Below are 23779 nucleotides of genomic sequence, written 5' to 3' on the forward strand. Positions count from 1 at the left end.
CAGCGGCCCGCACAACAGCGCCACCATCAGGCTCGCGATCACGACGCCCGACAGCGAGCCAAGCAGATAGCGGCCGAAGCTGCCCCACGACATCGCACCGCGAAACGTCCAGCAGGCGTGCGCGGGATAGCTTGCCGGCAGGACGATGAGAACGGTCAGCGCAATGCAGACGGTGTAGTGCAGCCCCGCGGCCGCCCCGCCGATCAGCAGCAGGTTGTTCGCTCCCGCGCAGGTCACGCCGACCAGCAGGTAGCGGCCGGCATCGGCCGGCGTGTCGCCGGTGATCAGCCGCGCCACGGCAGACGTCCCGTGCCGCGGCGCATCACGCGAACATCACGGCATAATTATTGTGCCACGGCTTCACCCGCGCTTCGGCGACCGGATGGATCGCGGGCACCGCCCCCGTCACCAGCGCCTTGGCCGTCGCCGGCGTCACATGCGCGACATGGTCGCCGGTCAGCCAGCGGTCAGCGGCATGGCAGGCCCAATGGATCGGCGTCGCGCTGCGCTCCCAGTCCTTGACGATGAAGCGCCCGCCCGGCGCCATCGCCCGGCCGATCGCGGCCAGGAGGTCGCGGCGCATCGTCGCGGGCACATGGTGCAGCACGTCCGACATCACGACGAGGTCGAACCGCGCCGGCTGCTGGCTTGCCACGTCCTCCACGCTTGCCTGGCGAAAGCGCACGCCCTTGGTGCGCCCGCGATACAGCCGGCCGGTGCGCGGGCTGATGTCGATCGCGAGGATCTCGGCGTCGGGAAAGGCCGCGGCGAGCCGCTCGGTCACCGCGCCCTCGCCGCAGCCCGCCTCCAGGATGCGCGTCGCGGCGGGCGCCCAATGCTGCACCTGGCGCAGGAAATCGTCGAGATCGATGAACACCGATCGATACAGATCGGCGACCTGCCGCTCATAGGGGCCGAACAGGGCGCGGACGGTGGGGCCGATCGGCATGGTTCAGAAACTCCCGGCAAAGCGTGCGCGCAGCCGTGGCAGCGAGCGTTCAAGGATGCGCGAATCCGTCAGGTACCGCCACGCGCCGCGCGGCCCCAGCGCCAGCAAGGAGGCGATCGCGCCAGGCAGCGCACCCGGCCGCCCGGCCAGCGTCGCGGCGAGCGCGCAGTTGATCCGCGTCGAGGTGGCGGCGCGGCGTCGTGCGCCCCGGCGCAGCGGCGCGGGCACGAAGCCGGCGTGGCGATCGATCACGCGCGTCATCTGGTCGGCGAAATCATCGCCGTTCGCGCTGCCCGCCACGGTCTGCGACCCGCCGTGGATGCGAAAGGCGGTGGTGGCGGCGTTGCGATAGGCCACCGGGCCGCGCCGCGCGAGCTTCAGGTATAGGTCCCAATCGGCGGTGTACCACAGGGCCTCGTCCATCCCGCCCACCGCCAGCCAGTCCGCCCGGCGGATCACCGGCGCGGGGATGGCGATGAAATTCTGCACCAGCAGCCGGTCGGCCACCTCGCCCCAACCCAGCGCGCGCCCGGGCGCGAGCGGGCAGCGCCACAGGCCCAGGCTCTGCCCGCGATCGTCGACGATGTGCGAGGCGTTGAGCAGCAGCGCCGCGTCCGGATTGGCCGCAATCGCCTGGCGCAGATCCGCCACCCGCCCGGGGCGCCACAGATCGTCCTGGTGCAGCATGCTGAGATGCGGCGCGCGTGCCATCGCCGCGGCGCGGTTGGTCTTCGCGGTCCACGGCCCGCACTCTGGCATGTGGTGATAGCGGATGGGGAGCCGGTCGGCATAACGGTCGACGATCGCCGCGCAGCGTTGGTGCGGGCTGCTGTCGAGCGCGATGAGCTCGATCCCCGCCGGGCGTTCGGCGACGATGCTGTCCAGCGTGGCGGGCAAATGCGCCTCGCCCTCGTGGATCGGCATCAGCACCGACAGCCACGGCGCCTCGCTCATGCCGCGAGCCGCTCGGGCACGATGGCGATCGCCGGCTGCGGGGCGGGCACGGGGCGGGCGGGAATGAACTGCGCCTCGTTGCCGCTGATCATCGCCATCAGGAACGCGCTCATGATCGTCTGCAAGCCGACGATGACCAAGGAGGTGCCGGCGACCGGCAGGAAGATCGACGCCGCCTTGCCGAAGTCACGCGCCACCCATTCCCACGCCACCAGCCCGAGCAATCCGGCGCCGGCGAGCAGCGCCACGGCGCCCGCCGCCAGCAGCGTTTCGAGATTGGCGAAGCGCGCGATGATCGCCGATCCGCGCCCCGCCAGGCGATAGCCGCGGTGCATCGCGAACAGATGTCCCGCGCACACCATCAGCAGCGCCAGATGCCCGATCGTCAGCAGCCCGCCGCCCAGCACGGTCCAATAGGTGCCGATCGCGGGCGCCGTGCCCGGCAGCGCGGTTTCCAGTGCCGCGGCGCCCAGCAGGATCGCCGCCAGCACCACCGCCAGCACGCCCGGCACGCCGAACACCCAGGTCGGGGACAGCATGAACAGATAGCGCAGGTGCCGCCAGCCGTCGCGCCACGGGCGCAGGTGCGGCGCGCGCTGGCGCAGGTCGGGGGAGAGCGTCGCGGGCAGCTCGGTGATGCGCAGTTTCAGGAGCGCCGCCTTGATCACCATCTCGCTGGCGAATTCCATGCCGCTGCCGGTCAGCCCCAGCCGCACGAACGCATCGCGGCGGATCGCGCGCAGCCCGCAATGCGCGTCGCTGATCCCCGATCGGAAGAACAGGTTGAGCAGGCCCGTCAGCGCGGGATTGCCGATATGGCGGTTCTTCCACGGCATCGCGCCCTTGGCGATGCCGCCCTTGAAGCGGCTGCCCATGCACAGGTCGAACCCCTGTTCGAGCCGCGCGACCATCGCCACGCCCTGCGTGAAATCATAGCTGCCGTCGCAATCGCCCATCAGGATGTGGCGCCCGGCCGCGGCATGGCACCCGCCGATCAGCGCCGCGCCATAGCCGCGCTGCGCGATCGGCACGACGCGCGCGCCCAGCGCGGTTGCCAGCGCCTGGCTGCCGTCGGTCGAGCCATTGTCGGCCACCACGATCTCGCCATGGAGGCCATGGTCGGCGCGCAGCCGCGCAAGCGCATCGAGCGCATTGCCGATGCAATGCGGCAGCGACTGGATCTCGTTGAGGCACGGCATGACGATGGTCACGTCGATCGCCGACGCCGCGGCATCGTGCCACGCGCCCGCGTCTGCCCGTACGAATTGCCGATGCTGCACGTCCAAAGCCGGATCCCCTCGCGTGTACCGCGGGATCGCTGTGCCGAAAGACGGTTAAGAACCGGTCAAGCAGACGTGGTGCGGGCAACGCAAATGTTCAGCCGCCACGACGTACGGAGGCGGGCTGGCGGGCAGGGCATCTGATGAGGAAGGCGCGGCACGTTGCCGGCGCGGCGCAGCGCACGCGGGGGCGCGGCCAAGGGGCGGCCGGCGGGCGCTCTGCGGGGTAACGTGGCGGCCATCATGGCCGCGAATACCGGCGCCCCTGATGGGGGGCGCCGGCGAACAGCTTAGTTGCTGTCGGAATCGTTGTCGTCGGCTGCGTCCACGACGGCATAGATGATGCCGCCGGCAACCAGCGCGCCGAGCACGATCGCGATGGCCGAGCCGCCCGGGACGGCCTTGTTGGCGCCGGTGGTCGGAGCCGAAGCGCGGGCCGACTTGGCGACCGAGAGGCTGGCAGCCGGAGCGGCCGAAGCGGCGACGGGAGCGGCAACCATGGCGGTCGCGGCAGCGGCGGTCAGGAACTTGGTGATCATATGGGTTCTCCTCTTAGACGCACGACATCCTTCGCCACCAAGCGAAACGCGCACGGCCCAAACCTCTTATCCCCTGACTTGGTTGCAGGCTCCATGTCAATTCGTCTTCGGGCGAGCCACAGCGCTCGAAGCGTTGCTTTTTTGTCACGCCTTTGGTGATCTTGCGCACAACCAAATCACGTCTAGACCCGCAACGATATCGACCATGTCGACACGCCGACAAATCGACAGGAAAACATGACAACACGGCCTTGAAAGGGATTCACACCGCGCCGCTCGCTGCTAGGATCGCCGCCATGTCCGCGCTTCTGCCCTCCCCGCCCGCCAGCGCCGGTGATCCGCTCGCCCCGCGCGGCGCCGGCCTGGCGCTGCCCGCGATCGTGGTCGCAACAGGGCAAGACGCTCAGCGGCACTTCCTCGAATTCTTCGCCGCGACGATCCGCAATCCGCACACCCGGCGCGCCTATGCCCGCGGCGTCGCGGACTTTCTCCACTGGTGCGCCGCGCGCGGGGTCCACGCCCTGCCCCAGATCCAGCCGCTCCACGTCGCCGCCTGGATCGAGGAACTCGGCCGCACCGTCTCGGTGCCCACGGTGAAGCAGCGGCTCGCCGGGATCCGCCACCTGTTCGACTGGCTGGTGCGCGCGCAGGTGGTGGCGCAGAACCCTGCCGTCTCGGTGCGCGGCCCCGCCTATAGCGTGCGGCGCGGCAAGACGCCGGTGCTCGATCCGGCCGAGGCGCGTCAGCTCATCGACGCGATCGACATCTCGACGCCGATCGGGCTGCGCGATCGCGCGCTGATCGGGCTGATGGTCTATTCCTTTGCGCGGGTCGGGGCGGCGCTGGCGATGCGCGTCGACGACGTGTTCGTGCAGAACCGGCGCTTGTGGGTGCGGCTGCACGAAAAGGGCGGCAAGCGGCACGAAATGCCCTGCCACCACAATCTCGACGACTATCTCCACGCTTATATCGACGGGTGCGATCTCGCGGGGGAGCGCAAGTCACCCCTGTTCCGCACCATCGCGCGCGGCACCGGGCGCCTCAGCCAGACCCCCCTGCCCCAGGCCAGCGCGTATCAGATGGTGCGCCGGCGCGCGGCCGCGGCAGGCATCGCCACCGCGATCGGCAACCATTCGTTCCGCGCGACCGGGATCACCGCCTATCTCAAGAATGGCGGCACGCTGGAACGCGCCGCAGCGATGGCCAACCACGCCTCGACGCGCACCACCCAGCTCTATGACCGCCGCTCGGACGAGGTGACGCTCGACGAGGTCGAGCGCGTCATGATTTGACCTGTCGCAATGTGCACACGTCGAGCTGTCGACGTGTCTGATTGTTGATTTAAAGCTTTTCGCTATCGCCGCGCGTGCACCTTGCGCTGCGGCTCGCCCGCCCGCGCGGCGCGCGACCGGTCAATCGTAAGGGGCTCATACGACCAGCCGTCAAACAGATAGCCGGCACGCTCGCGCATTGTGCCACCCTCGCCCGCGGCCGGGGTCAGGTTGAAGACCGGGTCAAAGACCGGATCGTTGCTCATCTATACCTCCCGTCACGGCGCTCCCGCGCCGTTGCGTATATCAGGCCTCGACATCTGCCAGTGCCGGCGCCGGTGCGCGAACAAGACGCGAAATCTCGCTCTCGCTTCGCCCCAGACGCGTGCCGATCTGTTTCAATGTCAGTCCTTGTGATCGCAGCCGAAGCGCACGATCGGCCAGTTCCTGCCGCTCGGTTCGCATCCTGCGTATGTTAACGACGAACCAACAATTGTTCCAGAGCAGCGTGATGGCGAACGGTTGCTGCTGAACGACTGTTGCGGCCGTGCACCAATGGCTCCAGCGGCGACATCGACCAACCATCAAAGGCAAAGGCCGCATGCTCGGGGCGTGCGCGGTCGTCGCTACGCTGCTCGCCGCGGTCGAAAATCGGGTCGAATTGGGGTTCGATACGCATAACACCTCCCGCCACAGCGCGGGGCAACGATCGATCGGGTGAAGCGTTCCTGCCGTTCGGCAGGACAATCCGCCAGCCGAGCCGCAGCCGCGACGAAGCGTTCGAAACGGGTCACGTCGCCAAACGAAGGATCGCCCCCGCCGGCCAGGCAAGCACCGCGCGGCCATTCCCCGCCCATCCATTTCCTACTCGAAAGCACGAATCCAACACCGCTCCGTCGCCGCCTTCCCTCGGGCGGGCGGCTTTTTCTCCCCAAAGTTCGTGCTTTCGAGTAGGAAATCCAACATGCCCACCAAGCCCGCCGGTTCACCGGAAAAAGCCCCCGAAAAACCCGCCAAGGCGCCCGCAGCGAAGCCAGCCGGCGCCAAGGCGGCAACGCCCAAGAGCCCCGTCGCCAAATCCCCCGCCTCCAAGTCCCCTGCCCGTCGCCGCGAGCCCGGGCAGCGCGACCTGTTCCAGCTCGACAGCCCGCTGACCGGCGAGATCCGCGGCGAACGCTCGCTGATGGCCTTTCCCTTCTTCGCGCTCGCCAAAAGCGCGTGGATGAAGCCGCTCGCCTATCACCAGGGGCCGATCTCGATCGAGGTGCGCCCTAGCGCCAATGGCGTCGCCACGATCTACGACAAGGAAATCGTGCTCTATATCGCCAGCCTCATGGCCGCGAAGCTCGAGGCGGGCGAGCAGGTCGAGCAGGATTTCGTCTTCACCGCGCACGATCTGTTCTCGGTCACCGGCTCCAACCATTCGGCGCGCTCCTACCAGCGCCTGTCGGAGGCGCTCGAGCGGCTGCAGGGCACGCAGATCAAGACCAATATCGAGGCGGGCGGCGAGGGCGAGGAGGGCTTCTTCTCGTGGCTGTCCGAGGCCAGGCTGCATTATTCCAAGACGCGCACCGGCGAAAAGCGGCTGAAGGCCGTCAAGGTCCGGCTGTGCGACTGGCTCTACCGCGCGATCCTGCGCGATCGCCAGGTGCTCGATTATGCCGCGGCGTACTTTCAGCTCGGCCCGATCGAGCGGCGCATCTACGAGGTCGCGCGCGCGACCGGCCCTGACACCCCCGATGCCGAGCCGCTGGAGGTCGACCTTGCCACCTTCCGGCTGCAGATCGGCTATCAGAACCCGCTGGCCAATTTCCGCGCCGCGCTGAAGCAGATCGCCGGCACCGACATCATCCCCGATTACGATCTCGCGCTGATCGAGGGCGAGGCACCGGCCGACGCCGGCGAGGCGCGCGGCCGCGGGCGCAAGGCGGCGCCGGTCAGCGTGGTCATCACCCGCCGCGCGCTGCGCCTTTCCGAGGCGGATCCGGATGCCGACACGAACAGCAGCGACGACCGGCCCGAATCACACGAATCACCCGCCGCTATCGATTCGCCGGCTAGCTGACGGCGCGGCCTAATTAATACTCGAAAGCACGAAGTATTGCGGCAATTCCTACTCGAAAGCACGAATGGAAGGGCTAATACATACTCGAAAGCACGAACTTTTTCGGCATTTCATACTCGAAAGCACGAACCGTAACGTCTTCCGATGTTGGAATTAACCTGCAACAATATCGCGCAACGTCGGCATGGGGCCGGCGCGAAGCCAGGCAGGTGCCCGTGACCACATAAAGGAAAGCCCGGCACGAGGCCGGGCATCCCAGGGAGTTTGATGGAGCGACGTCGGCAAACGTCGAACCGGCAGTGATTTGAAACCCGCTGCCCCTTCCAAATACCCCCGAACCCCCTTCGGTTCAAGGATGCGCGTTTCGCGCCACGCCCTCTTTTTGTCTGTGTCCCGGCCCCGCGAAGGGGAAGGAAGATGACGGCGTTTACCCTGGGGGAAGCGACGGCGCTGGCGCTTGGCCGCGTTCGCGGCCGTTCCAACGAAGATGCCCGTGTTGGCGGTCGCGTGAGCCCGCGCGCCAGCGTGCCCGGCATGGCGGCGGTGCGCCGGCGCCCGCCCGCGCGCAGCGGCGCGCCCCACCCGACCGGCGCGCCGATCCGCCGCGACAGCGTGGAGGCGGGGACGTTCGAGGAGCATTTCTTCGCCGTGCCCGCAAAGGGCGAGCCCGATCGCCTGCTGCGCCTGGCGCGCGCCGCGCTCGACACGGGGCGCCGCCTGAAGCGCGCGGTCCGCGCCGAGGGGCGCGTGCTCTCGCCGGCCGAAACCGCGCTCGCCGGTCTCACCGCCGGCGCGGTGCGCGTCTACGAGGAGCTATGCACGCTCGCGCGCCTCAACCAGGGCCGCGTCTATCCCAGCTACGATCGGCTCGCCGCGGTCACCGGCCTTGCCCGCGCCACCGTCGCGCGTGGGCTGCGCGCGCTCGAGATCGCCGGCTTCCTCATCCGCCAGCGCCGCTTCAAGCGCGTCGCGCGTGAAGAGGGCGCCGACACCCCGCGCTACGCCCAGACGTCCAACGCCTATCGCCCGCTGCTCCCCGCGCGGCTCCTTCCCCACCTCCCGCGCTGGCTCTCCCCCGCCCCGCTCCCGGTCGACACCGAGCAGCACGAAGCCGAGCGTGTTGCCGATGTGGCCGCGATGCACGACAGTCTCTCCTGCCGCGAGCTCGCCGAGACCTTGGTAGGCGGCTCGCTCGGCCGCATCCTCGCCCGCCTCGGTGCGCAGCTCGACCGGCGCGACAACGACACCAAGTGCGAGTCTCAAAAAGCGCCGCAACCGCTATTCGATTCCATGTATTCTAGGGAAAACGGCGTCGGCCTAGTCGGCCGACAAATCCGGCCTGACGGCCAAATTTGCTGATCCCGCTCTCGTCCCACAATCCACAGCCCAAGCAGACACACCGGGAAGCGCCGGCTACACCGTCGCCATGCTCCCTAGTGGGATCAAGCGGTTGCCGAAGGTGGCCTCACACCCGCCGACGCCCAGCGGCGATGTCGAGGCGTCGGCTTGTCGACATGTCGGCGCGACTGGTAGCCGCTGCACCGCGCCGTGAAACCGGCTGCGGGTGCTACGCGCTGAGGTGCTGGAACAGGATCGAGCTGCCGACCACGATCAGCACCATGCCACCGATCACCGTGGCGTAATTGCCCATATACGCGCCCACGCGCTTGCCCAGCATCACCCCGCCCGTCGCGACAAAGCTGGTCGTCCCGCCGATCACGAGGCAGGCGATCCCGATGTTCACGTCCATGAGCGCCAGCGTCACGCCCACTGCCGCCGCGCATCATTTGGCAATGGTCGTCTCGTCCAAGCAGCCGATATCGAGCACGCGCTTGTTGGCGCAAAGCCCGGCAATGAACGAAACGCGGTCGACCGGCCGGGGAACGCGCAGGCGCTCGAGCGTGACATAGGTGGGCGTCGTGTGGCGCGCCATGTCGGACCTAGCGATCGCGTTTGTAGACATGTGGGTTCGTCCAGATCCTGTCGCCCGTCAGCTTGAGCGCCGCGGTCCGCAAGGCATTGTCGGCCCGCATCACCAGATCGGCCGACCGTTGCTGTCCCGGCTCGCTGCGAAAGGACGTGGCGTGGAAATAATCGCTCTCGTCTGGCGAGGTCGGCGAGAAATAATAGTTGGAAACGCAGCAGCGCCGGCCATCGTGCCGCACTTCGTTCACCGAATGCCACGAGCGCTTGTTGGTCAGCATGATGACGAGGCTGTTGAACCGGCTCGGAAACGTTCTGGGGCTGGAACGTGGGCCGCCATCCCATAGCTGCAGCGAGCCCCCGAAATCCTCCTCCCACCCCGGCGTCACATAATAAAGGAGGTTGAGGACACGATAGCGCGCGCGCTTCTTGTCGTGCGAATTGTCGAGGTGAGGACGCAAATAGGCGCCCTTCGCCATGGCGCTGATCCCACCCGCGTAAAGATCGACATCGGGTTCCAGGCCGCTCAGACCCGTGATAGCGGCGACCAGCGCGACCACCCGCGGATCCTGAAACGCGTAAACCGCTTCCTCCAGGATCGGGTCATAAGCGTCCATTTGCGCCGCAACGTGCTTGTTTTCCTTGATCGATCGCTTGAGCACCATGCGATCGGACGGCGGAAAGCGATCGTAAATCCGTCGCGCGAGATCCGGGTCGAGAAGATCGAAGACCTGGCAGGACGGAATGTCCCGCTCGTTGCGATAAGCAGCGGTGATGTCCGGCAGGCATGTCTCTAGCCGGCTGACGATTTGATCCGCAATGCTACGACGATCCGCCACGGCCAGCTCCACATTCGGTCTCTCGCTGGTGGCTACCGGGATATGGTTAAAAACTCTTACCGGTCATCGGTCGCGCACAAACGGTGTCGGTACAGCGGCCAGGCGCCGCCCGCCCGCCTACCACCCCGCCACCAGCCGCTGCGCGGCCATGGCAAGGCCGAGGCACGCGCACAGATAGGCCAGATGCACGCCTGCGCGCACCGCGAACGGGCGGCGCGCCAGGTTCAGCCCCGCCGCCTCGCCCAGCACGACGCCCAGCGCAAAGAACAGGAACCACCAGGTGAACAGGAACTGCGTCGTGCCGCGCGCCAGCACCGTCACCCCGTCATGGATCGCGCCGCACGCCAGAAACGTGACGACCAGCGCCAGCGGGCGCGGCACGACGCGGCGCGCCGGCGTGTAGATGTAGCGGCCCAGATAATAGCCGAAGATCGGGTTCCAGTAGCGCCAGAATCCGGCAAACGAGGCCGCCCCGAACGCGCGCACCATCATGCCGCGAAACGACCCGCTGGCCCCCATCGGCACACCGTTCCGGCGCCGCACATATTGCCCCAGCGACAGCGCCACCCCCTGCCCCTTCTTGTCCCCTGTCCCAGACCTTGTGCCCATGGTGTCGCACAAGGCCGCGGGCGCGCGCAAATGAAGGGGACGACGCACGACGGCTAAGGCCCAGTTGCGGTCATCTAGAGAGCCAGCTGAGCTTGCCAATAACAGCCTCTCGTCCACCGCGATCGGATGCTCCGATCACCCGACGCAGTTCGCCTTGGGCGATCGATCATCGGCTTGGGTCAGATCAGCAACTAAGTCGTTTCTCGCGCGCGTCTAACCATTCCGCGGAGCAGTTTCCGACGGCGCGCAGTGCCGAGGCGCTGGTGTCGCTACATGGAACGACCGTCACGCGCGATCGGTCTGATCGCGCGTGACGGTGGCCGATCAAAAGCGCAGTCGCAGGCCGGTGGAGATCGTCTCCTGGTGGTCGTCGCGGCCGGTCTGCGCGGAGGCGGTGCTGAACAGGTCGAGCCCGCCGGTCAGGCGATAGCTGACCCCGGCCGAGGCGGTGCCGACAAGCCGCGCACGCGCCGCCCCAATCGCTTCGAGCCCGAGCGGCCCGCCGGCGTAGCTCGCCAGCGCATCGGTCCGGCGTCCCTCGATCTGGTAGCGCGCGCCGAGCGCGACGAACGGCCGCAGCGGCGCGGTCGAGACGTCGCTGCGCGCCAGCATCACCCCGCCGTCGACGAAGCCCGCGACGTGGCGGTCGCGCGCGACATTGAGCGCGAACGCCCCGCCGGTCTCGGTCACGCCATCGCGCGTGGTGCGCAGATAGGTGACCCCGGCGCGCGGCCGCAGCGACCATTCGGTGCCCATTTCGAGCGCGTAGCTGATCGAGAGATCGGCGACCCAGCTGTGGAGATCGTAGCTGCCGGTCGCGCGCGCGGTGCCCGGCAGCGCGCGCGTGGTGCGGGCCTCGCCGCCGTCGTACAGCACCGAGGCGGTGAGCCCGACGCCGTTCGCAGCGTAGCGTGCGTGCACGCCCGCGACGAAGCCGTCGCTCTTCGTCTCCGCGCCCAGCGCGCCGATCGTCTGGCGCGTGTCGAGATAGCCGCCGAACGCGCCGACCGCGAAGCTCGCGTCGCCGTAGCCGATCCCGCCGAGGAAGCCGTAGCCGCGCGTGCGTGCCTTGGCCGTGCCCTCCGCCTGGTCGGCGCCGAGCGTGTGCCACTGGCCGACGCCCTGGCCGAAGGTGAACAGCCCCGGATCCTCGCGCAGCGTGGCGAAGGCCGGGCCGCGTGCCGCGCCGGCGAGCGTCAGCGCATTGTCGACCCCCGCCTGCGTCGCCGAGGCATAGGGTTCGGGCGTCAGCTGCGCGAAGGCGCGCGCGTTCGACGTGCCGTCGGCATTGAGCAGCGCGGGAAGCGCGGCGAACAAGGTGCTCGTCGCCGGCTGCGCCTGCAGCGTCGTATTGGCATAGGCGATCGAGCGCGCGACCTGCGGGGTGAAGCCCGCACCGCCGAGGAACTGGCCGAGCAGCTGGATGCGATCGGCGCGCTGGACGACGAAGCCGAACAGGCTGTCGGGCTTCACCACCGTCGTATAGCTGCCGGTGATCCCGCCGCTCGCCACGACCAGATCGTACGACGTGCCGGGGCGGATCGTGCCGAGCGGGGCGAGCTGCAGTGTCGCACCTGACGCGATCGTCACCGCACCCGTCACTTGCAGCCGGTCCGCGCCCGTCGAAGCGACCTCGAACAGCGACAACGAGCTCGCACCGAGCGCGACGTTGCCGGTGACGCTCATCGTACCGACGCCAGTCGCACCCGGACTGAGCGTGCCGGCGACCGCGAGATTGCCGGTGACGCTGCCCGCCGAGCCGAAGGTCGCACCCTGGGCGACGGTGATCTGGCTGGCGGTGAGCGTCGAGCCCGTAAGCCCGACGAGGCGACCGCCCGATATGTCGACCACACCGAGCGCTGCCGTGCCCGACAGCGTCGCGAACCCGCCGCTCTGCACGTAGCGTTCGACGTTGGCGATGCCGGCGAAGGCAACCGGCGCCGTGGCGCTGCCGCCCGACACCGCGATCGTGTCGGTCCCTGCGCCGCCGTCGACACTGCCGGCGAAGCCGCCGGCGATCGTGAAGCGATCGTCGCGCGCGCCGAACTGGACCTGCTTCACGGTGAGCGCGGCGCCGGTATCGACCGCGAGGTCGGTGCCCGCAGTGATGCGCTGATAGCCTTGCGTGCCGGCGAGCGTCAGCGTGCCGCTGCCCTCGGTCGTAAGCAACTCGAAGCCAGTGAGCGTGCCGCTCGTGAGCGTGCGGTTGCCGGCGAGTTCGAGCGTCGCGGCGTCGGTGCCCGCGCCGCCAGCGACGGTGCCGGCGAGCGTGCTGCCCGCCGCGAGCCGCAAGCTGTCGTCGCCCGCGCCGAGATCGACCGCGCCGGCGAGCGTGCCGCCATTGGCGACCGTCAGCGCCTGCGCGCCGTCGCCGAAGCCGAGCGCGGTGCCCGGCGTGCCGAGCGTGCCGGTAATCGTCAGCGCGCCGCCCGCGAGCGCCACCTGCTCGAACCCGGTAACGATGCCGGCGAGTGTGACGGGATCGGTGCCGGTGAACGCCAGCGTGTCGCTGCCCGCGCCACCATCGACATTCCCGGTGAAGCGGCCCGCCACGGTGAAGCGATCGTCGCGCGCACCGAACTGGACCTGGCCTGCAGTGAGCGACGCGCCGGTATCGATCGCGAGATCGGTGCCCGCGACGACGCGCTGATAGGTCTGCGTCCCCGTCAGCGTCAGCCTGCCGCTACCCTCGGTCGTCAGCAGTTCGAAGCCGGCGAGCTGGTCGCCCGCGAGCGTCCGATTGCCGGCGAGCGCGAGCGTCGCGCTGTCGGTGCCCGCGCCGCCAAGCACGGTGCCGTTGAGGATGCTGCCCGCGGCGAGCCGCAGCGCGTCGTCGCCGGTGCCGAGATCGATCGTGCCGGCAAGCGTGCCGCCCGATGCGACCGTCAGCGCCTGCTCGCCGTCACTAAAGGCGAGCGTGGCGCCGGGGGTGCCGAGCGTGCCCGTTACCGTCAGCGCGTTGCCGGCGAGCGCGATCCGCTCGAACCCGGTGATCGCGCCGCCGATCGTGACGAGGGCGGTATCGGCAAAGGCGATCGTGTCGCTGCCCGCGCCGCCATCGGCATTGCCGGCGAAGTTGCCCGCGATCGTAAAGCGATCGTCGCGCGCACCGAACTGGACCTGCCCCGCGGTGAGCGACGCGCCGGTGCCGATGGTAAGGTCAGTGCCCGCGTCGATGCGCTGATAGCCCTGCGTGCCGGCGAGCGTCAGCGTGCCGCTGCCCTCGGTCGTGAGCAGCTCGAAGCCGGTCAGCGTGCCGCCAGCGAGCGTGCGATCGCCGGCGAGTTCGAGCGTCGCGCTGTCATTACCCGCGCCGCCCGCGACGGTGCCGGCAAGGATGCCGCCCGCCGCAAGCCGCAGGCTGTCGTCGCCCGCGCCGAGATCGATCGCACCGGCAAGCGTGCCGCCCGGCGCGACAACGAGCGCCTGCGCGCCGTCAGCAAAGGCGAGGCCGGCGCCATTGCTGCCGAGCGTGCCCGCGATCGTCAGCGCGCCGCCCGCGAGCGCCACCTGCTCGAACCCGGTCGCGGTGCCGGCGAGCAGCACCGGGCCGCTCGCGGTGAAGGCCAGCGTGTCGCTGCCCGCGCCGCCGGTGTAGCTGCCGGCCGCACGCGTTACGCCCAGCGCCAGCGTGTCGTCACCGCCGCCGAGCGAAACCGCGGCGAGATCGCCGTCGACCGCCAGCGTCTCGTTCGCATCGCTGCCGGTCACCTCGCCGACGGTGAACCCGCCGAGCGCGAGGCTGAGCCCGCTGCCGGCGAGCGCGATCTGTTCGAACGACTGGTCGAGCGTGAGCGACAGCGTGCCGCTGCCCTCCACCGCCAGCTGCTCGAATCCGCTGCGCTGGCCGATCCCGCTGCGGTCGCCCGCCAGCACCACGCGGTAGAGATCGCTCCCCGTGCCGCCATCGACGACGCCTGCGCTGCTGCCGGCATAATCGACGAATACGTCGTTGCCGCTGCCCAGCAGCACCGCGCCGCCGATCGTCCCGCGATTGTCGACGCGGTCGTTGCCGCCCGCAAGATCGACCCCGCCGGTGATCGTGCCGCGATTGTCGAGCGTCTCGTCCGCGTCGCTGCCGGTGACGGTGATCGCCCCCGCGCTGCTCAGCGTCTGCCCCGCGGCGACGCTGATCGTCCCGCCCATCACGCCGATCGTGTCGAAGCGGAAAGTGCCCGAATAGGCGACGTTGCCCTCACCGATCTGCGCGAAGCGTTCGAAATTGACGAACTGGTCGCCGTTGACCGCGCCGCCGCCGGTCGCGTCGATGACGAGGCTGTCGGTGCCGAGCCCGGCGTCGACCGTGCCGACCAGGCCTGCGCTGGCGCGCTGCACAAAGGTATCGTCGCCCAGCCCGAGGAACACGTCGCCTTCGATCCGGCCGCTGTTCTCGATCCGGTCGTCGCCTGCGCCGAGCGCGATCGAGCCGATGATCGTGCCGGTGTTGACGATGCGATCGCTGCCCGTTCCGGTCGTCTGGACCGCACCGGCGAGATACGGCGCGCCGGCGATCGCGCCGATCTGATCGCCCGCCGTCAGGGCAGTGCCCGCGCCGCCGCGGATCGTGCCCGTGTTGACGAGGTCGAGCGGGGCGTCGAGCGCGATCAGCGCGACCGAGCGCGTGCCCGTCGCCTCGATCGTGCCGTCGTTGGTGACGCCCGCGGTGACGCCCACGGCGTTGCGCCCGCTCAGCCACAGCGCCGAGGCGGGATCGCTGAAGCTGATCGTCTCGCCGTCGGGGAAGGTGAAGCTGTCGACCGTCCCGCCGCCGTTGGCGCTGATCGTGCCCGTGTTGGCGACACTGATCGTGCCGCTGCCGGCTGAGCCCGAATAGTCGGAGATAGCGATAAAGGCGGCGAGCGCCGCTTCGTCGGTCGCGATGATCGTGCCGCTGTTGGCGAGCGTTATATTGCCCGTGCCGCCGTTCGACGCGCCGATGGTGATCGCCACCGCTCTGTCGCCGTCGGTGATCGTGCCGCTGTTGGTGAGCGCGGCGGTGAGCAAGGCCGACGTTTCGGCCGGCGGGAAGCTCTGATATTCCTCGAGCCCGATCGAAATGCCGCCGTCGATCGCACCGCTGTTGCCGGCGATGATCGCACTGGCGTTAATTCCCGACAGGACGACGGCGGTCTCCTCGCGATCGTTGGCGATCGTGCCGCCATTGTCGAACGCGAGCGTATCGATCGTGTCGAGGCGGACCGCCCGGCCGGCGAGATTCGCGCTGCCGATCGTGCCCGTGTTGGTGAAGCTCCTCACCCGGCCCCCGACGCCGCCGTCGATCGTACCTTGGTTCTCGAACGCGATCGGCATGGTGAGGCCGACGACGGTCGGGTCGCTGCCATAGGTCGGATAGGCGAGCACCGCGCCGGTGATCGCCGCGGTGTTGATGATCGTGCCGTCGCCCGACAGCGCGACGTCGCGCGCGAACGGCGCCGGCGCGGCGATCGTCACCACCGTGTCGCTGCCGAGCGCGCGCACGCCCTCGCGCTCGAAATTGGTGGCGGAAAGCGCGCCGAGCGTGACGGTGCCGCTCGTCCGGCGCGCCTGGATCAGCGTGTCGATCCCCGCCCCGCCGTCGATCGTGCCGCTGACGCCGGTCGTCTCGCCGAACGCGACGAACGTGTCCTCGCCGCTTCCGAAGGTGAGATTGCCGGTGATCGTGCCGCCATCGGCGATGTAGACCGCCGGGGCGTAGAGATAGCTGGACGCGGTGACGTCGCCGGCGATCGTGCCGCGGTTGATCAGCGCGCCGCCACCCAGCTCGACCGCGGTGGCGCCGCGGATCGTGCCGCCCGCCTCGTTGACGATCGTGCCGGTATAGCCGCCGACGATCGCGGTGCCGCGCGTGCTCTCGATCGTGCCGCTGTTGGTGATCGTGCTGGTGCCGAACCCGCCCTGCACCGCGGTGCCGTCGCTGCGGATCGTGCCGCTGTTGGTCAGCGTGGTGACGTTGGCGATGCCCAGCGCTGTTGACGCACGGGCGCCAAATGCCGTGATCGTGCCGCTGTTGGTCATCTCGCGCACGCTGTCCACCGCAGTGCCGCCGCCCGTCAGCGTGATCGTGCCGGTGTTGGCGAAACTGTCGCCGGTGAACACCGCTCGGCCAGCGTAATAGGTGCCCGGCGCATTGATGACGCTGATCGTGCCGTTGTTGGTGAGATCGGCGGTGCCGCCAAGGATCGCGGCGACGCCGTAGGCGAAGCTCTGCGATCCGACGGTCAGCGCAAGATCGCCGTTGTTGACGATCGCAAGGTCGCGCGCCGGCCCGGCGAGCCCCTCGGTCAGCTGCGCGACGGTCAGGATCGTCGCGTCGAGGAGCGTGCGATCGGCGGTCGAGATCGCGCCGTTCAACGTCACGCTGCCGTTGCCGACAAGGCCGATCGAGGTCGCGATCGGCTGCGGCGCGGTCAGCGTCACCGCGGCATTGTTCGACAGTTCAAAGGCGAGCGCCTCGAACCCGCTGGTGAGCGCGAGCGTCGCGCTGCCATCGGCCGTGACGCGCGTGCGCAGCGTGTCGTAGCCGTCACCCGCATCGACCCCGCCGGTCGCCCCGGCGAGCGGGCGCGCGGGATCGCCGCCCAGCGTCACCACCAGTTCGTCGTTGCCGCCGCCCAGCAGGATCGCACCCGCAACACTGCCGCCATCGTCGACGAACAGGTCGCTGCCGTAATCGTAGAGGAAGGGCGAGGTGAGATCGACGGTGCCGGTGATCGTGCCGGCGTTGACGATGCGGCCCGAGCTGCCGCTGCTGGCGATCGCCAGCGTGCCGCCGCTGATCCGCCCGCCTGCCGCATTGTTGAGCGTCGCGCCGTTCAGCGTCACGCCGGTGGTGCCGCCGGTGATCGTCCCGCTGTTGGTCAGCCGCCCGCCGAGCAGCGCGACGCCGGTGGTCGCGCCCGCGATCGTCCCGCTGTTGGTCGAGGCGGTCGCGCCGCCGGCGTAGAAGCTGGCGCCGATCCCGCCGGTCGAGCGGATCGTGCCGCTGTTGACGAGCGCGCCGAAGCCGTTGACCGAAGCGGCGGTGCCGCTCGCGGTGATGCTGCCGCTGTTGGTCAGCTGGCGCGACGCGCGCACACCCGCGCCGCCGAGCGACGTGATCGTGCCGCTGTTCGTCACCGTATCGGGCGATCCGACCGCATATTCGCCGATCGTCGCGGAGCCGGCGTTGGCGAAGGTCGCGGTGATCGTGCCGCGATTGTCGAAGGTGAGCCCGAAGCCGCCAGAACCGAAGCTGGTCATCACCGCCGCGCCGCCCGTCACCAGCGCCGTTTCGTTGACCACGGTGCCGCTGCCCGACAGCGCGACGCCGTTGCCCGTGGTGAAGCCGGTGGCGAGCGTCGCGGTCGCGTTGTTCGACAGGTCGAGCCCGAGCAGCTCGAAATTGGTCGGCAGCACGGTGCGCGTGATCGTCGTGTCGGCGTCGATCCCGATCGCCAGCGTGTCGGTGCCTGCGCCGCCGTCGATCGTGCCGGTGATCGATGAGACGCGCCCGCTCGCCGCGTCGAAGCGCGCGCGCAGCGTGTCGTTGCCTGCGCCGAGTGTGAGGCTGCCGTTGATCGTGCCGGTGCGCGTGTCGATCGTGCTGCTCTGCCCCGACGGCGCGGTCGACACGACCGATCCATTGATCGTGCCGGCGTTGGTCAAGTTGAGCGTGCCGGTGATGCGGATCGCGGTCGCGCTGCCGCCGATCGTCGCGCCCGCCGCGTTGCTGATCGTCACGAAGCCGCCGCCGCTGACCGTCGCGGGCGTGCCGCTCGACACGATCGATCCGGTGTTGACGATGTTGAGCCCCGCCTGGGTCGAGGCGATCGCCGCCCGGCTCGTGCCGTCGATCGTCCCGGCATTGTCGACGTAGGAGACGGTTCCCGCGATCCCGCCGGTGATCCGCCCGGCCGCGCGATTGTTCACCGACACACTCCCGGAACCGGTCTGATCGGCGATGATCGCTTCGCCCGCGGTGCCCGCGATCGTCCCGGCGTTGTTGATCGTCGCGCCGACGAGGCCGGTGGTGTTGGCGGGGCTGCGGCGCACGAGGATGCCTTGCGCGCCCGAGACGGTGCCGCCCGCCGTGACGTTGATCGCCGCACTCGACGAGGGGTAAATCGTGTACGTCGTTCCGGGGACGCAATAATTGACCGACGCGCCGGCATAGGGATCGGTGCAGACTTCGGTGCGCGGATCGCCCGTCGTCACGAACACGCCGGGCTTGGCGGCACCGCCATCGACCAGCCCCGCGATGCGCAGCGCATTGCCCTGGCCCAGCATGGTGATCGCCGCCGCGGTCGCGCCCGGCTGCACGCTCGCGCCGCGCGCGACGACGACGGTGGTATCGCCGGTCGCGACGGTCAGCCCGTCGGCATCCGTGCCGGTGCAGTTGATGGTCCCGCCGGGGATGGTCGGATCGGGGGTGCATTCCGCAGTCGCCGGGCCGGCCAGAACGACTGCCAGCGTGAAGGCACTCGCGCCCAGGCCATAGCGGCCCATCCGGCGTCCACGCGGCGCAATAATTCCAGCCATGAAATTCCCCCTAGATCAGCATCTTCTTGTGCGACGCTCCGCGATCTGTCGAGTGGGCAAAGCTGGTTTCCGTTCGGGAGAACGTTGCTGCAACTTGATAAACTGTTCCAGCGGCGGGCGAACCGGCAAGGCTATAGCTAATCCACTATCGGACCCTCGTTCTGGCCGCCGTTCTGCTTTCCTTGCCAGAACCGGTCGTTCAGACGGTGCTTAGCGGCTTTCCGAAAAACGGACATTCTGCTTCCACCCAAGCGCGCTCATTCGGGGCTCATGCTTTCAGACATGTCGACACCCCGACATGCCTCCAACCTCCGCCAGCACTCCCTTGTCATCAGCGCTCAAGCTGTCGGCAGTTAGACAAATCTACGTGTCGACACCCCGACACCCCGACACCCCGACACACGTCCCCTCACCCCGCCAGCGCCACCCTGCGGCAATGGTCGAGGTAGCCGCTCTCGTGCTGCCCGGCGAGCACCACCACGCTGCGCCACAGCCAGGTCGGCGTGTCGCCGCGCGCGGCCTGGGTGTCCGCCGCCAGCCGCGCCGCCCAGCCTTCACGCGTCGATGCGTCCATCTGCCGGCTGTGCGCCACGCCCACCACGAAGGCGAGGTAGCGCGCCGCCTTTACCGCCTCGCCGCGCGAGAATTGCTCCACCTCGATCTTCAGATCCTGCGGCGCCAGCTCGCGGATGAAGAAGGATCCGCCCAGCATCTCGACCGGCAGCAATCGCCCACCGAGGAACGGCGACAGCGCGCACGCCGCCTGCCGCACCCGCTCGGCCGGCTGGTTGGGCATCGCCGCGGGATCGTCCGCCGGCGCGACCGAGGCGACCGCTTCCTTGATGTCGACCAGCGCGTAATCGGCGCGCCGGTCGGTGCGATCGAGCGCCAGCAGCACGGCATAGCGCCGCAGCCCCAGCGAGCTGCACCCCTTCATCCAATAGGCTGCATCGACCAGCCGCACGCGCCGCTTGCGATTGGCGGGATTGAGCGAGAGCACCATGTCGCACACGTCGGGGCGGGTGAACAATTCGCCCAGCGCGTCGCGCTCGGCCGCCTCCAGGTCCCAGAACTTCTTGCCGCGCGGCAGCTCGGGCTCGTCGCCGTCGAGCCGTTCCTTGGCCAGGTGCTTCCAGCGCCGCCCCGCCGCGCGGCGCCGCACGCTTTTCACCGCATCGGGCGTGGCGCCCGGATCGCCATGCACCGGATCGGCGATCCCTGCGGCATAGCCCTCCAGCATCGCATCGAGGATCTGCACCGTCGCGATCCCCGGCAGGTCCGCGCCGCGCGCCGCGGTCGCCAGCGACAGCCCCAGCCGGATGAGATCAAACGCCGGATTGCCGATCACCGCCTGGTCGAGATCGCGGATCTGCACCGCCAGCCCATCGCCCCCGTCGGAAATCGCGCCGAGGTTGCCGAGGTGGCAATCGCCGCAGATCCACACCGGGGGCCCGTCGGGAATGGCCACCGGCGCCGCGGCCAGCCAGTCGTAGAATTGCGCGGTATTGCCCCGCACATAGGCGTGCGCCGAGCGCGCCATCTTGCGATCGCGCTGCGCGACGAGAACGGCGTGGCGCTCCGCCGGGGCGACCTTGCTCAAGAGCGGAAAGCGGAGGGAAAGAAGATCATCCCCGCCGAACAATGCGCCGGCCGGTCCGTTCCACGCGCACTACATCCCCTGTGCTTGCCGGCACCTGCTCCGAGGACCAGGAGACAAGGTGGGTGGGCAAGTGAGCAGGCGGCGCGCTGTGTCTACACATCGACACCGCTACACCCATACATGTCGCGTTGTCGATCAACAGTCTTTCCTCGCCCGCTTACAGCGCTTTCGGATCGACCAGCACCTTGTTGCCCTTGGCCGACATGCTGGGCGCGCCCCGGTTCAGCATCGCCCACACCTGCGCGGGCGCTGGGAGCGCGGAGAACGAAGGAAAGGATTGAACCCGCCCGTCCACATCGGTCAGCGTCACCGCATAGGTGCCACTGTTGTTGACCTGGCCCATGAGCGACGGGTGAACCGAGATCACACGCCCGGAATCGCCCAGCGCCATGACATAGCGTGCCTCATTCCCATCGGCGCGGTACACGCCATAAGCGACGCTGGCGTCCCCTTCGCGGCACCAGCGGCGCGGCGGTTCGGGCTTTTTCTTGCCCTCGGCCACCTGCTGCTGCGCAGCCATGTTGCCGACCAGTTCCATCAGCACCGCTGCGCCGTCCGGTTTCACCTGCTTTGCCTTGCGAAAGGTGAGGGGGCGGGGGCAGGCTGCGATCGGCACCGCCGTGATCGCAGCGGTGCCGCCCCCGGGGTAGGTCTCGGGTGTTTCATGGCGCGCCTTGGGCCAGCGGATGCCGGCGATCAGCTGCAGGAGCTGCGCATCGAGCTGGTCGGCGTCCAGGCTCTTCGCGCTCATGCGGACCGCCACGATCCAGTCGCCAAGCGGCATCACGGCAAGCGTGGTGCTGCGAAACGGGCCGTCCGTCGCGGCGTAGGTCTGGCGCAGCGACGCGGCGACCGGCGCGCTGCCCGCCGCGCCGCCCGCGGCGAAACCGATCGGCGTCGCGCTGGCCGGCGTCAGCCGGCCAAAGGCGCCGTTCGCCTCAAGCGTGGTGCGCGCCCGGTCGAACCACAGCGCCGTGTCGGCGATCGCCGGCTTGAAGAGGTACAGCGTCGCGATGATGCCCTGATCGGGCGTTTCGAACTGCGCCGTCACATCATGCTCGCTTTGCGTCGTGTCATGCAGCGCCGTGCGCGGCATGCCGTTGAGCCGCGCCGTCAGGATCAGCCCGGTTGCGGCATGTTGCCAGCCCTTGTCGGCGGGCACCGCCAGATCGCGCGCCGCCAGCGGCGTTGCCAGGGTAAGCGCCACGATCGTCATCACCGCCCGCATCTGCATCCCCCTTTATACCGCCGGATCAAGACCATGCGTCGACAGCGCGAGGGTGCGGATCGCGGCCGGCCTCGTCAAGCAGCGCGACGGGGAAGGGCGAGAAGGCGGGCGATCCGACCGAGTGCTTTGCCCGATCGAACGCTTTCTCAGCACCGCACCGGAGCGGCTGGCATTTGTGGCGATGGGATTTGGCGTGTTCGTCGCCGGGTGGCTCGCGCTATGGCGCGAACAGTCGCGCCAGGGTTGGCGGTGCGATAGTCAGGAACCACCATGACCGCGCTTCGCCCACTCGCCGCGCTGCTCGCCTGCGCCGCCCTTCAGACCGGCTGCGCCGCCCCTCACGCCGGCGCGCCCGCTGCCCCATATCTGGCGACCCGCGCGTTCGATCCGACAATCCTGCTCACCGCGCTGGCCACGGGCACGCTGACGCGGCGCGACGGCTGCATCCGCCTCGGCGATGCCCTGGTCGTCTGGCCGCGCGGCACCCGCCTGGTCAGCGAGGGGCGCCGCCAGGTCGTCGTCACCCCCGACGGTCGCCGCTACGCGCCGGGATCGCGCGTGACGCTGGGGGGAGGGGGCAGCGACACCCCGCCAGACCGACTCGCCACCCCGCTGCCGCCCGCCTGCACCGGCCCCTTCTTTCACGCCAATTAGCGCCGCGCTGCGCTCTTTCTTCGGCAAAGGCTGACGAACGGGGGTAAAGCCACCAACGGCAGCAAGCACGGGCGAGAACCACCATGCGGATCGAGGCGCTTCATCACGTTCAACTGGCCATGCCGGCCGGCGGGGAGGGGGCGGCGCGGCGTTTCTATGCCGACGTCCTCGGCATCCCAGAGGTCGCCAAGCCCCCGCATCTCGCCGCGCGCGGCGGATGCTGGTTCGAGCGCGGGCCGCTCCGGGTGCACCTCGGGGTCGAGCAGGATTTCCGCGCCGCGACCAAGGCACACCCGGCGTTTCTCGTCACCGACCTCCCCATGCTCCTCGCCCGGATCGAAGCCGCGGGCTTTCGCGTGACCCAGGACGCCCCGCTCGAGGGCTACACCCGCCGCTACGTCACCGACCCCTTTGGCAATCGCCTCGAACTGATGGAGCCAGATTGATCGACAGGCCGACGTGTCGACAGGTCGACAGATCGCCGCGCCGCGTGAGACATCCCGCCCACCCAACCGCTCCGGCGCGGCGGAGCCCAGTCGCGAAACGCCCTTGGCACACTCGCCGTTTGCCGCCCGCGCTCGCCTACCCCGGACGCCGCCCTGTGCGGGTCGGGGGCGGGGGGCTGCTGGACGCCGGGATCAAACCCGGCGGAGCGTTAGCTTGCCGGCAGTCGCGGTTGGCAGTCGATAGGGTGTAATCCGGCCGCCCGCGCTCACCTTATACCCGCGCTCGCCTCATAGATGCCGCCCGGCGTCCATGCGCTGGTGCAGGATCCGGATCACCGCGATCCCGTAATCGGTTGGCCGAAAGTAAATAACATGCTGCCCGGCGCTGCGGCGTCGATAGCCCGGCCGGATATGGTCGCAGCCCGGCGCGCGCAGCGGTGCCGCGGCAAGCGCCGCGCAAGCCGCCGCGATCAGATCGGCATAATCCAGCGCCTGGGCCAGCCCCCAGCGGATGACGGTGTGATCGAACAAGGCGTCCAGATCGCGCTGCGCGCGTGCAGATCGCGCTGCGCGGGTGGGGACAGCCGGTATTCAGCCATGCTGCGCGATTTTTGCGCGTTTGAATGCAGCAACATCGAACGGCGCCGGCTCGCCGCTTTCCTCGCCCTCGATCAGCGCGTCGCGCAGTTGCTCGATGGCGGCGCTGCGCTCCTGCGCGCGTCGGATCAGGTCGCGGATCGCCTCACTGTCGTTGGTATAACGACCGGCATCGATCTGCGCCGCGATCCAGGCATTCTGCTGTTCGGTCAGCGTGATGGTCTTGCGAACGACGGCCATGGCGCGCC

The 23779-nt window shown here is 69.2% G+C and carries 21 protein-coding genes; 5 read left to right on the forward strand and 16 right to left on the reverse strand.

Annotation, left to right across the window (positions count from 1 at the left end):
* From SPDO_RS15125 to SPDO_RS15145, 5 genes are all read right to left on the reverse strand, one after another.
* The coding region (locus tag SPDO_RS15125) for a GtrA family protein (RefSeq protein WP_211280104.1) at positions 1-297 on the reverse strand (297 nt) is incomplete at its 3' end.
* A gap of 25 nt (positions 298-322) precedes the next feature.
* Positions 323-949 carry a class I SAM-dependent methyltransferase gene (locus SPDO_RS15130; RefSeq protein WP_088368365.1) on the reverse strand — a complete coding sequence of 209 codons (627 nt, stop codon included), beginning with the start codon at positions 947-949 and terminating at the stop codon, positions 323-325.
* 3 nt (positions 950-952) lie between these two features.
* Positions 953-1903 (reverse strand): glycosyltransferase family 2 protein, encoded by a 951-nt coding sequence (locus SPDO_RS15135; RefSeq protein WP_088368366.1) that lies wholly within the window; start codon positions 1901-1903, stop codon positions 953-955.
* Positions 1900-3183, reverse strand: coding sequence for a glycosyltransferase family 2 protein (locus tag SPDO_RS15140; protein WP_245829567.1), 1284 nt, complete (start codon positions 3181-3183; stop codon positions 1900-1902). The genes SPDO_RS15135 and SPDO_RS15140 overlap by 4 nt, the downstream gene beginning before the upstream one ends.
* A 290-nt stretch (positions 3184-3473) precedes the next feature.
* Positions 3474-3722 carry a hypothetical protein gene (locus SPDO_RS15145; RefSeq protein WP_088368367.1) on the reverse strand — a complete coding sequence of 83 codons (249 nt, stop codon included), beginning with the start codon at positions 3720-3722 and terminating at the stop codon, positions 3474-3476.
* 296 nt (positions 3723-4018) lie between these two features.
* Here SPDO_RS15145 and SPDO_RS15150 point away from each other — a divergent pair, with 296 nt between their 5' ends.
* On the forward strand, positions 4019-5014 hold the full coding sequence (locus SPDO_RS15150) for a tyrosine-type recombinase/integrase (protein ID WP_088368368.1): 996 nt from the start codon (positions 4019-4021) through the stop codon (positions 5012-5014).
* Between the two features lie 62 nt (positions 5015-5076).
* Here SPDO_RS15150 and SPDO_RS15155 read toward each other — a convergent pair whose 3' ends face one another.
* Positions 5077-5259: a hypothetical protein gene (locus SPDO_RS15155; protein WP_088368369.1), complete on the reverse strand. Its 183-nt coding sequence runs from the start codon at positions 5257-5259 to the stop codon at positions 5077-5079.
* A gap of 209 nt (positions 5260-5468) precedes the next feature.
* Positions 5469-5672, reverse strand: a complete 204-nt coding sequence (locus SPDO_RS16745; protein WP_143559669.1) for a hypothetical protein — start codon at positions 5670-5672, stop codon at positions 5469-5471.
* 285 nt (positions 5673-5957) lie between these two features.
* Between SPDO_RS16745 and SPDO_RS15160 the strand changes: the two genes are divergently transcribed.
* Together SPDO_RS15160 and SPDO_RS15165 are read left to right on the forward strand one after the other, a co-directional pair.
* Positions 5958-7058 carry a replication initiator protein A gene (locus SPDO_RS15160; RefSeq protein WP_088368370.1) on the forward strand — a complete coding sequence of 367 codons (1101 nt, stop codon included), beginning with the start codon at positions 5958-5960 and terminating at the stop codon, positions 7056-7058.
* A 417-nt stretch (positions 7059-7475) separates the two neighbouring features.
* The gene (locus SPDO_RS15165; RefSeq protein WP_245829562.1) at positions 7476-8417 is read left to right on the forward strand and encodes a helix-turn-helix domain-containing protein; all 942 of its coding nucleotides are present in this window, start codon (positions 7476-7478) and stop codon (positions 8415-8417) included.
* A 208-nt stretch (positions 8418-8625) separates the two neighbouring features.
* On the opposite strand, the gene SPDO_RS15170 is transcribed toward SPDO_RS15165, so the two are convergent.
* The 7 genes from SPDO_RS15170 to SPDO_RS15195 form a co-directional block, all read right to left on the reverse strand.
* Positions 8626-8829, reverse strand: coding sequence for a manganese efflux pump (locus SPDO_RS15170; protein ID WP_281252606.1), 204 nt, complete (start codon positions 8827-8829; stop codon positions 8626-8628).
* Positions 8830-8841: 12 nt separating this feature from the next.
* Positions 8842-8991, reverse strand: coding sequence for a hypothetical protein (locus tag SPDO_RS16870; RefSeq protein WP_158212215.1), 150 nt, complete (start codon positions 8989-8991; stop codon positions 8842-8844).
* A 7-nt stretch (positions 8992-8998) separates the two neighbouring features.
* On the reverse strand, positions 8999-9820 hold the full coding sequence (locus SPDO_RS15175) for a 2OG-Fe(II) oxygenase (protein WP_088368405.1): 822 nt from the start codon (positions 9818-9820) through the stop codon (positions 8999-9001).
* Between the two features lie 117 nt (positions 9821-9937).
* Entirely contained in the window at positions 9938-10429 is a 492-nt protein-coding gene (locus tag SPDO_RS15180) for an MBOAT family O-acyltransferase (RefSeq protein ID WP_143559670.1), read from the reverse strand.
* A gap of 324 nt (positions 10430-10753) precedes the next feature.
* Positions 10754-18946, reverse strand: coding sequence for a hypothetical protein (locus SPDO_RS15185; RefSeq protein WP_143559671.1), 8193 nt, complete (start codon positions 18944-18946; stop codon positions 10754-10756).
* A gap of 409 nt (positions 18947-19355) precedes the next feature.
* Positions 19356-20546: a DUF2252 family protein gene (locus tag SPDO_RS15190; RefSeq protein ID WP_088368406.1), complete on the reverse strand. Its 1191-nt coding sequence runs from the start codon at positions 20544-20546 to the stop codon at positions 19356-19358.
* 217 nt (positions 20547-20763) lie between these two features.
* Positions 20764-21834, reverse strand: coding sequence for a hypothetical protein (locus tag SPDO_RS15195; protein ID WP_245829565.1), 1071 nt, complete (start codon positions 21832-21834; stop codon positions 20764-20766).
* A 270-nt stretch (positions 21835-22104) separates the two neighbouring features.
* Between SPDO_RS15195 and SPDO_RS15200 the strand changes: the two genes are divergently transcribed.
* Positions 22105-22488, forward strand: a complete 384-nt coding sequence (locus tag SPDO_RS15200; protein ID WP_088368374.1) for a hypothetical protein — start codon at positions 22105-22107, stop codon at positions 22486-22488.
* A gap of 83 nt (positions 22489-22571) precedes the next feature.
* Positions 22572-22934 carry a VOC family protein gene (locus SPDO_RS15205; RefSeq protein WP_088368375.1) on the forward strand — a complete coding sequence of 121 codons (363 nt, stop codon included), beginning with the start codon at positions 22572-22574 and terminating at the stop codon, positions 22932-22934.
* A gap of 288 nt (positions 22935-23222) precedes the next feature.
* Here the strand turns inward: SPDO_RS15205 and SPDO_RS15210 are convergent, their stop codons facing one another.
* Both SPDO_RS15210 and SPDO_RS15215 read right to left on the reverse strand, forming a co-directional pair.
* Entirely contained in the window at positions 23223-23465 is a 243-nt protein-coding gene (locus SPDO_RS15210; RefSeq protein ID WP_211280106.1) for a type II toxin-antitoxin system RelE/ParE family toxin, read from the reverse strand.
* 60 nt (positions 23466-23525) lie between these two features.
* Positions 23526-23771, reverse strand: a complete 246-nt coding sequence (locus tag SPDO_RS15215) for a type II toxin-antitoxin system ParD family antitoxin (protein WP_088368376.1) — start codon at positions 23769-23771, stop codon at positions 23526-23528.
* Between the last annotated feature and the right edge of the window lie 8 nt (positions 23772-23779).

This window comes from Sphingomonas dokdonensis, assembly GCF_002197685.1.
GTDB classification, from domain to species: domain Bacteria; phylum Pseudomonadota; class Alphaproteobacteria; order Sphingomonadales; family Sphingomonadaceae; genus Sphingomonas; species Sphingomonas dokdonensis.

Coding starts and splice junctions, on each gene's coding strand:
- SPDO_RS15130 (WP_088368365.1), bottom strand. CDS start 949: ATGCCGATCGGCCCCACCGTCCGCGCCCTGTTCGGCCCCTATGAGCGG.
- SPDO_RS15135 (WP_088368366.1), bottom strand. CDS start 1,903: ATGAGCGAGGCGCCGTGGCTGTCGGTGCTGATGCCGATCCACGAGGGC.
- SPDO_RS15145 (WP_088368367.1), bottom strand. CDS start 3,722: ATGATCACCAAGTTCCTGACCGCCGCTGCCGCGACCGCCATGGTTGCC.
- SPDO_RS15150 (WP_088368368.1), top strand. CDS start 4,019: ATGTCCGCGCTTCTGCCCTCCCCGCCCGCCAGCGCCGGTGATCCGCTC.
- SPDO_RS15155 (WP_088368369.1), bottom strand. CDS start 5,259: ATGAGCAACGATCCGGTCTTTGACCCGGTCTTCAACCTGACCCCGGCC.
- SPDO_RS16745 (WP_143559669.1), bottom strand. CDS start 5,672: ATGCGTATCGAACCCCAATTCGACCCGATTTTCGACCGCGGCGAGCAG.
- SPDO_RS15160 (WP_088368370.1), top strand. CDS start 5,958: ATGCCCACCAAGCCCGCCGGTTCACCGGAAAAAGCCCCCGAAAAACCC.
- SPDO_RS15165 (WP_245829562.1), top strand. CDS start 7,476: ATGACGGCGTTTACCCTGGGGGAAGCGACGGCGCTGGCGCTTGGCCGC.
- SPDO_RS16870 (WP_158212215.1), bottom strand. CDS start 8,991: ATGGCGCGCCACACGACGCCCACCTATGTCACGCTCGAGCGCCTGCGC.
- SPDO_RS15180 (WP_143559670.1), bottom strand. CDS start 10,429: ATGGGCACAAGGTCTGGGACAGGGGACAAGAAGGGGCAGGGGGTGGCG.
- SPDO_RS15185 (WP_143559671.1), bottom strand. CDS start 18,946: ATGGCTGGAATTATTGCGCCGCGTGGACGCCGGATGGGCCGCTATGGC.
- SPDO_RS15195 (WP_245829565.1), bottom strand. CDS start 21,834: ATGCGGGCGGTGATGACGATCGTGGCGCTTACCCTGGCAACGCCGCTG.
- SPDO_RS15200 (WP_088368374.1), top strand. CDS start 22,105: ATGACCGCGCTTCGCCCACTCGCCGCGCTGCTCGCCTGCGCCGCCCTT.
- SPDO_RS15205 (WP_088368375.1), top strand. CDS start 22,572: ATGCGGATCGAGGCGCTTCATCACGTTCAACTGGCCATGCCGGCCGGC.
- SPDO_RS15215 (WP_088368376.1), bottom strand. CDS start 23,771: ATGGCCGTCGTTCGCAAGACCATCACGCTGACCGAACAGCAGAATGCC.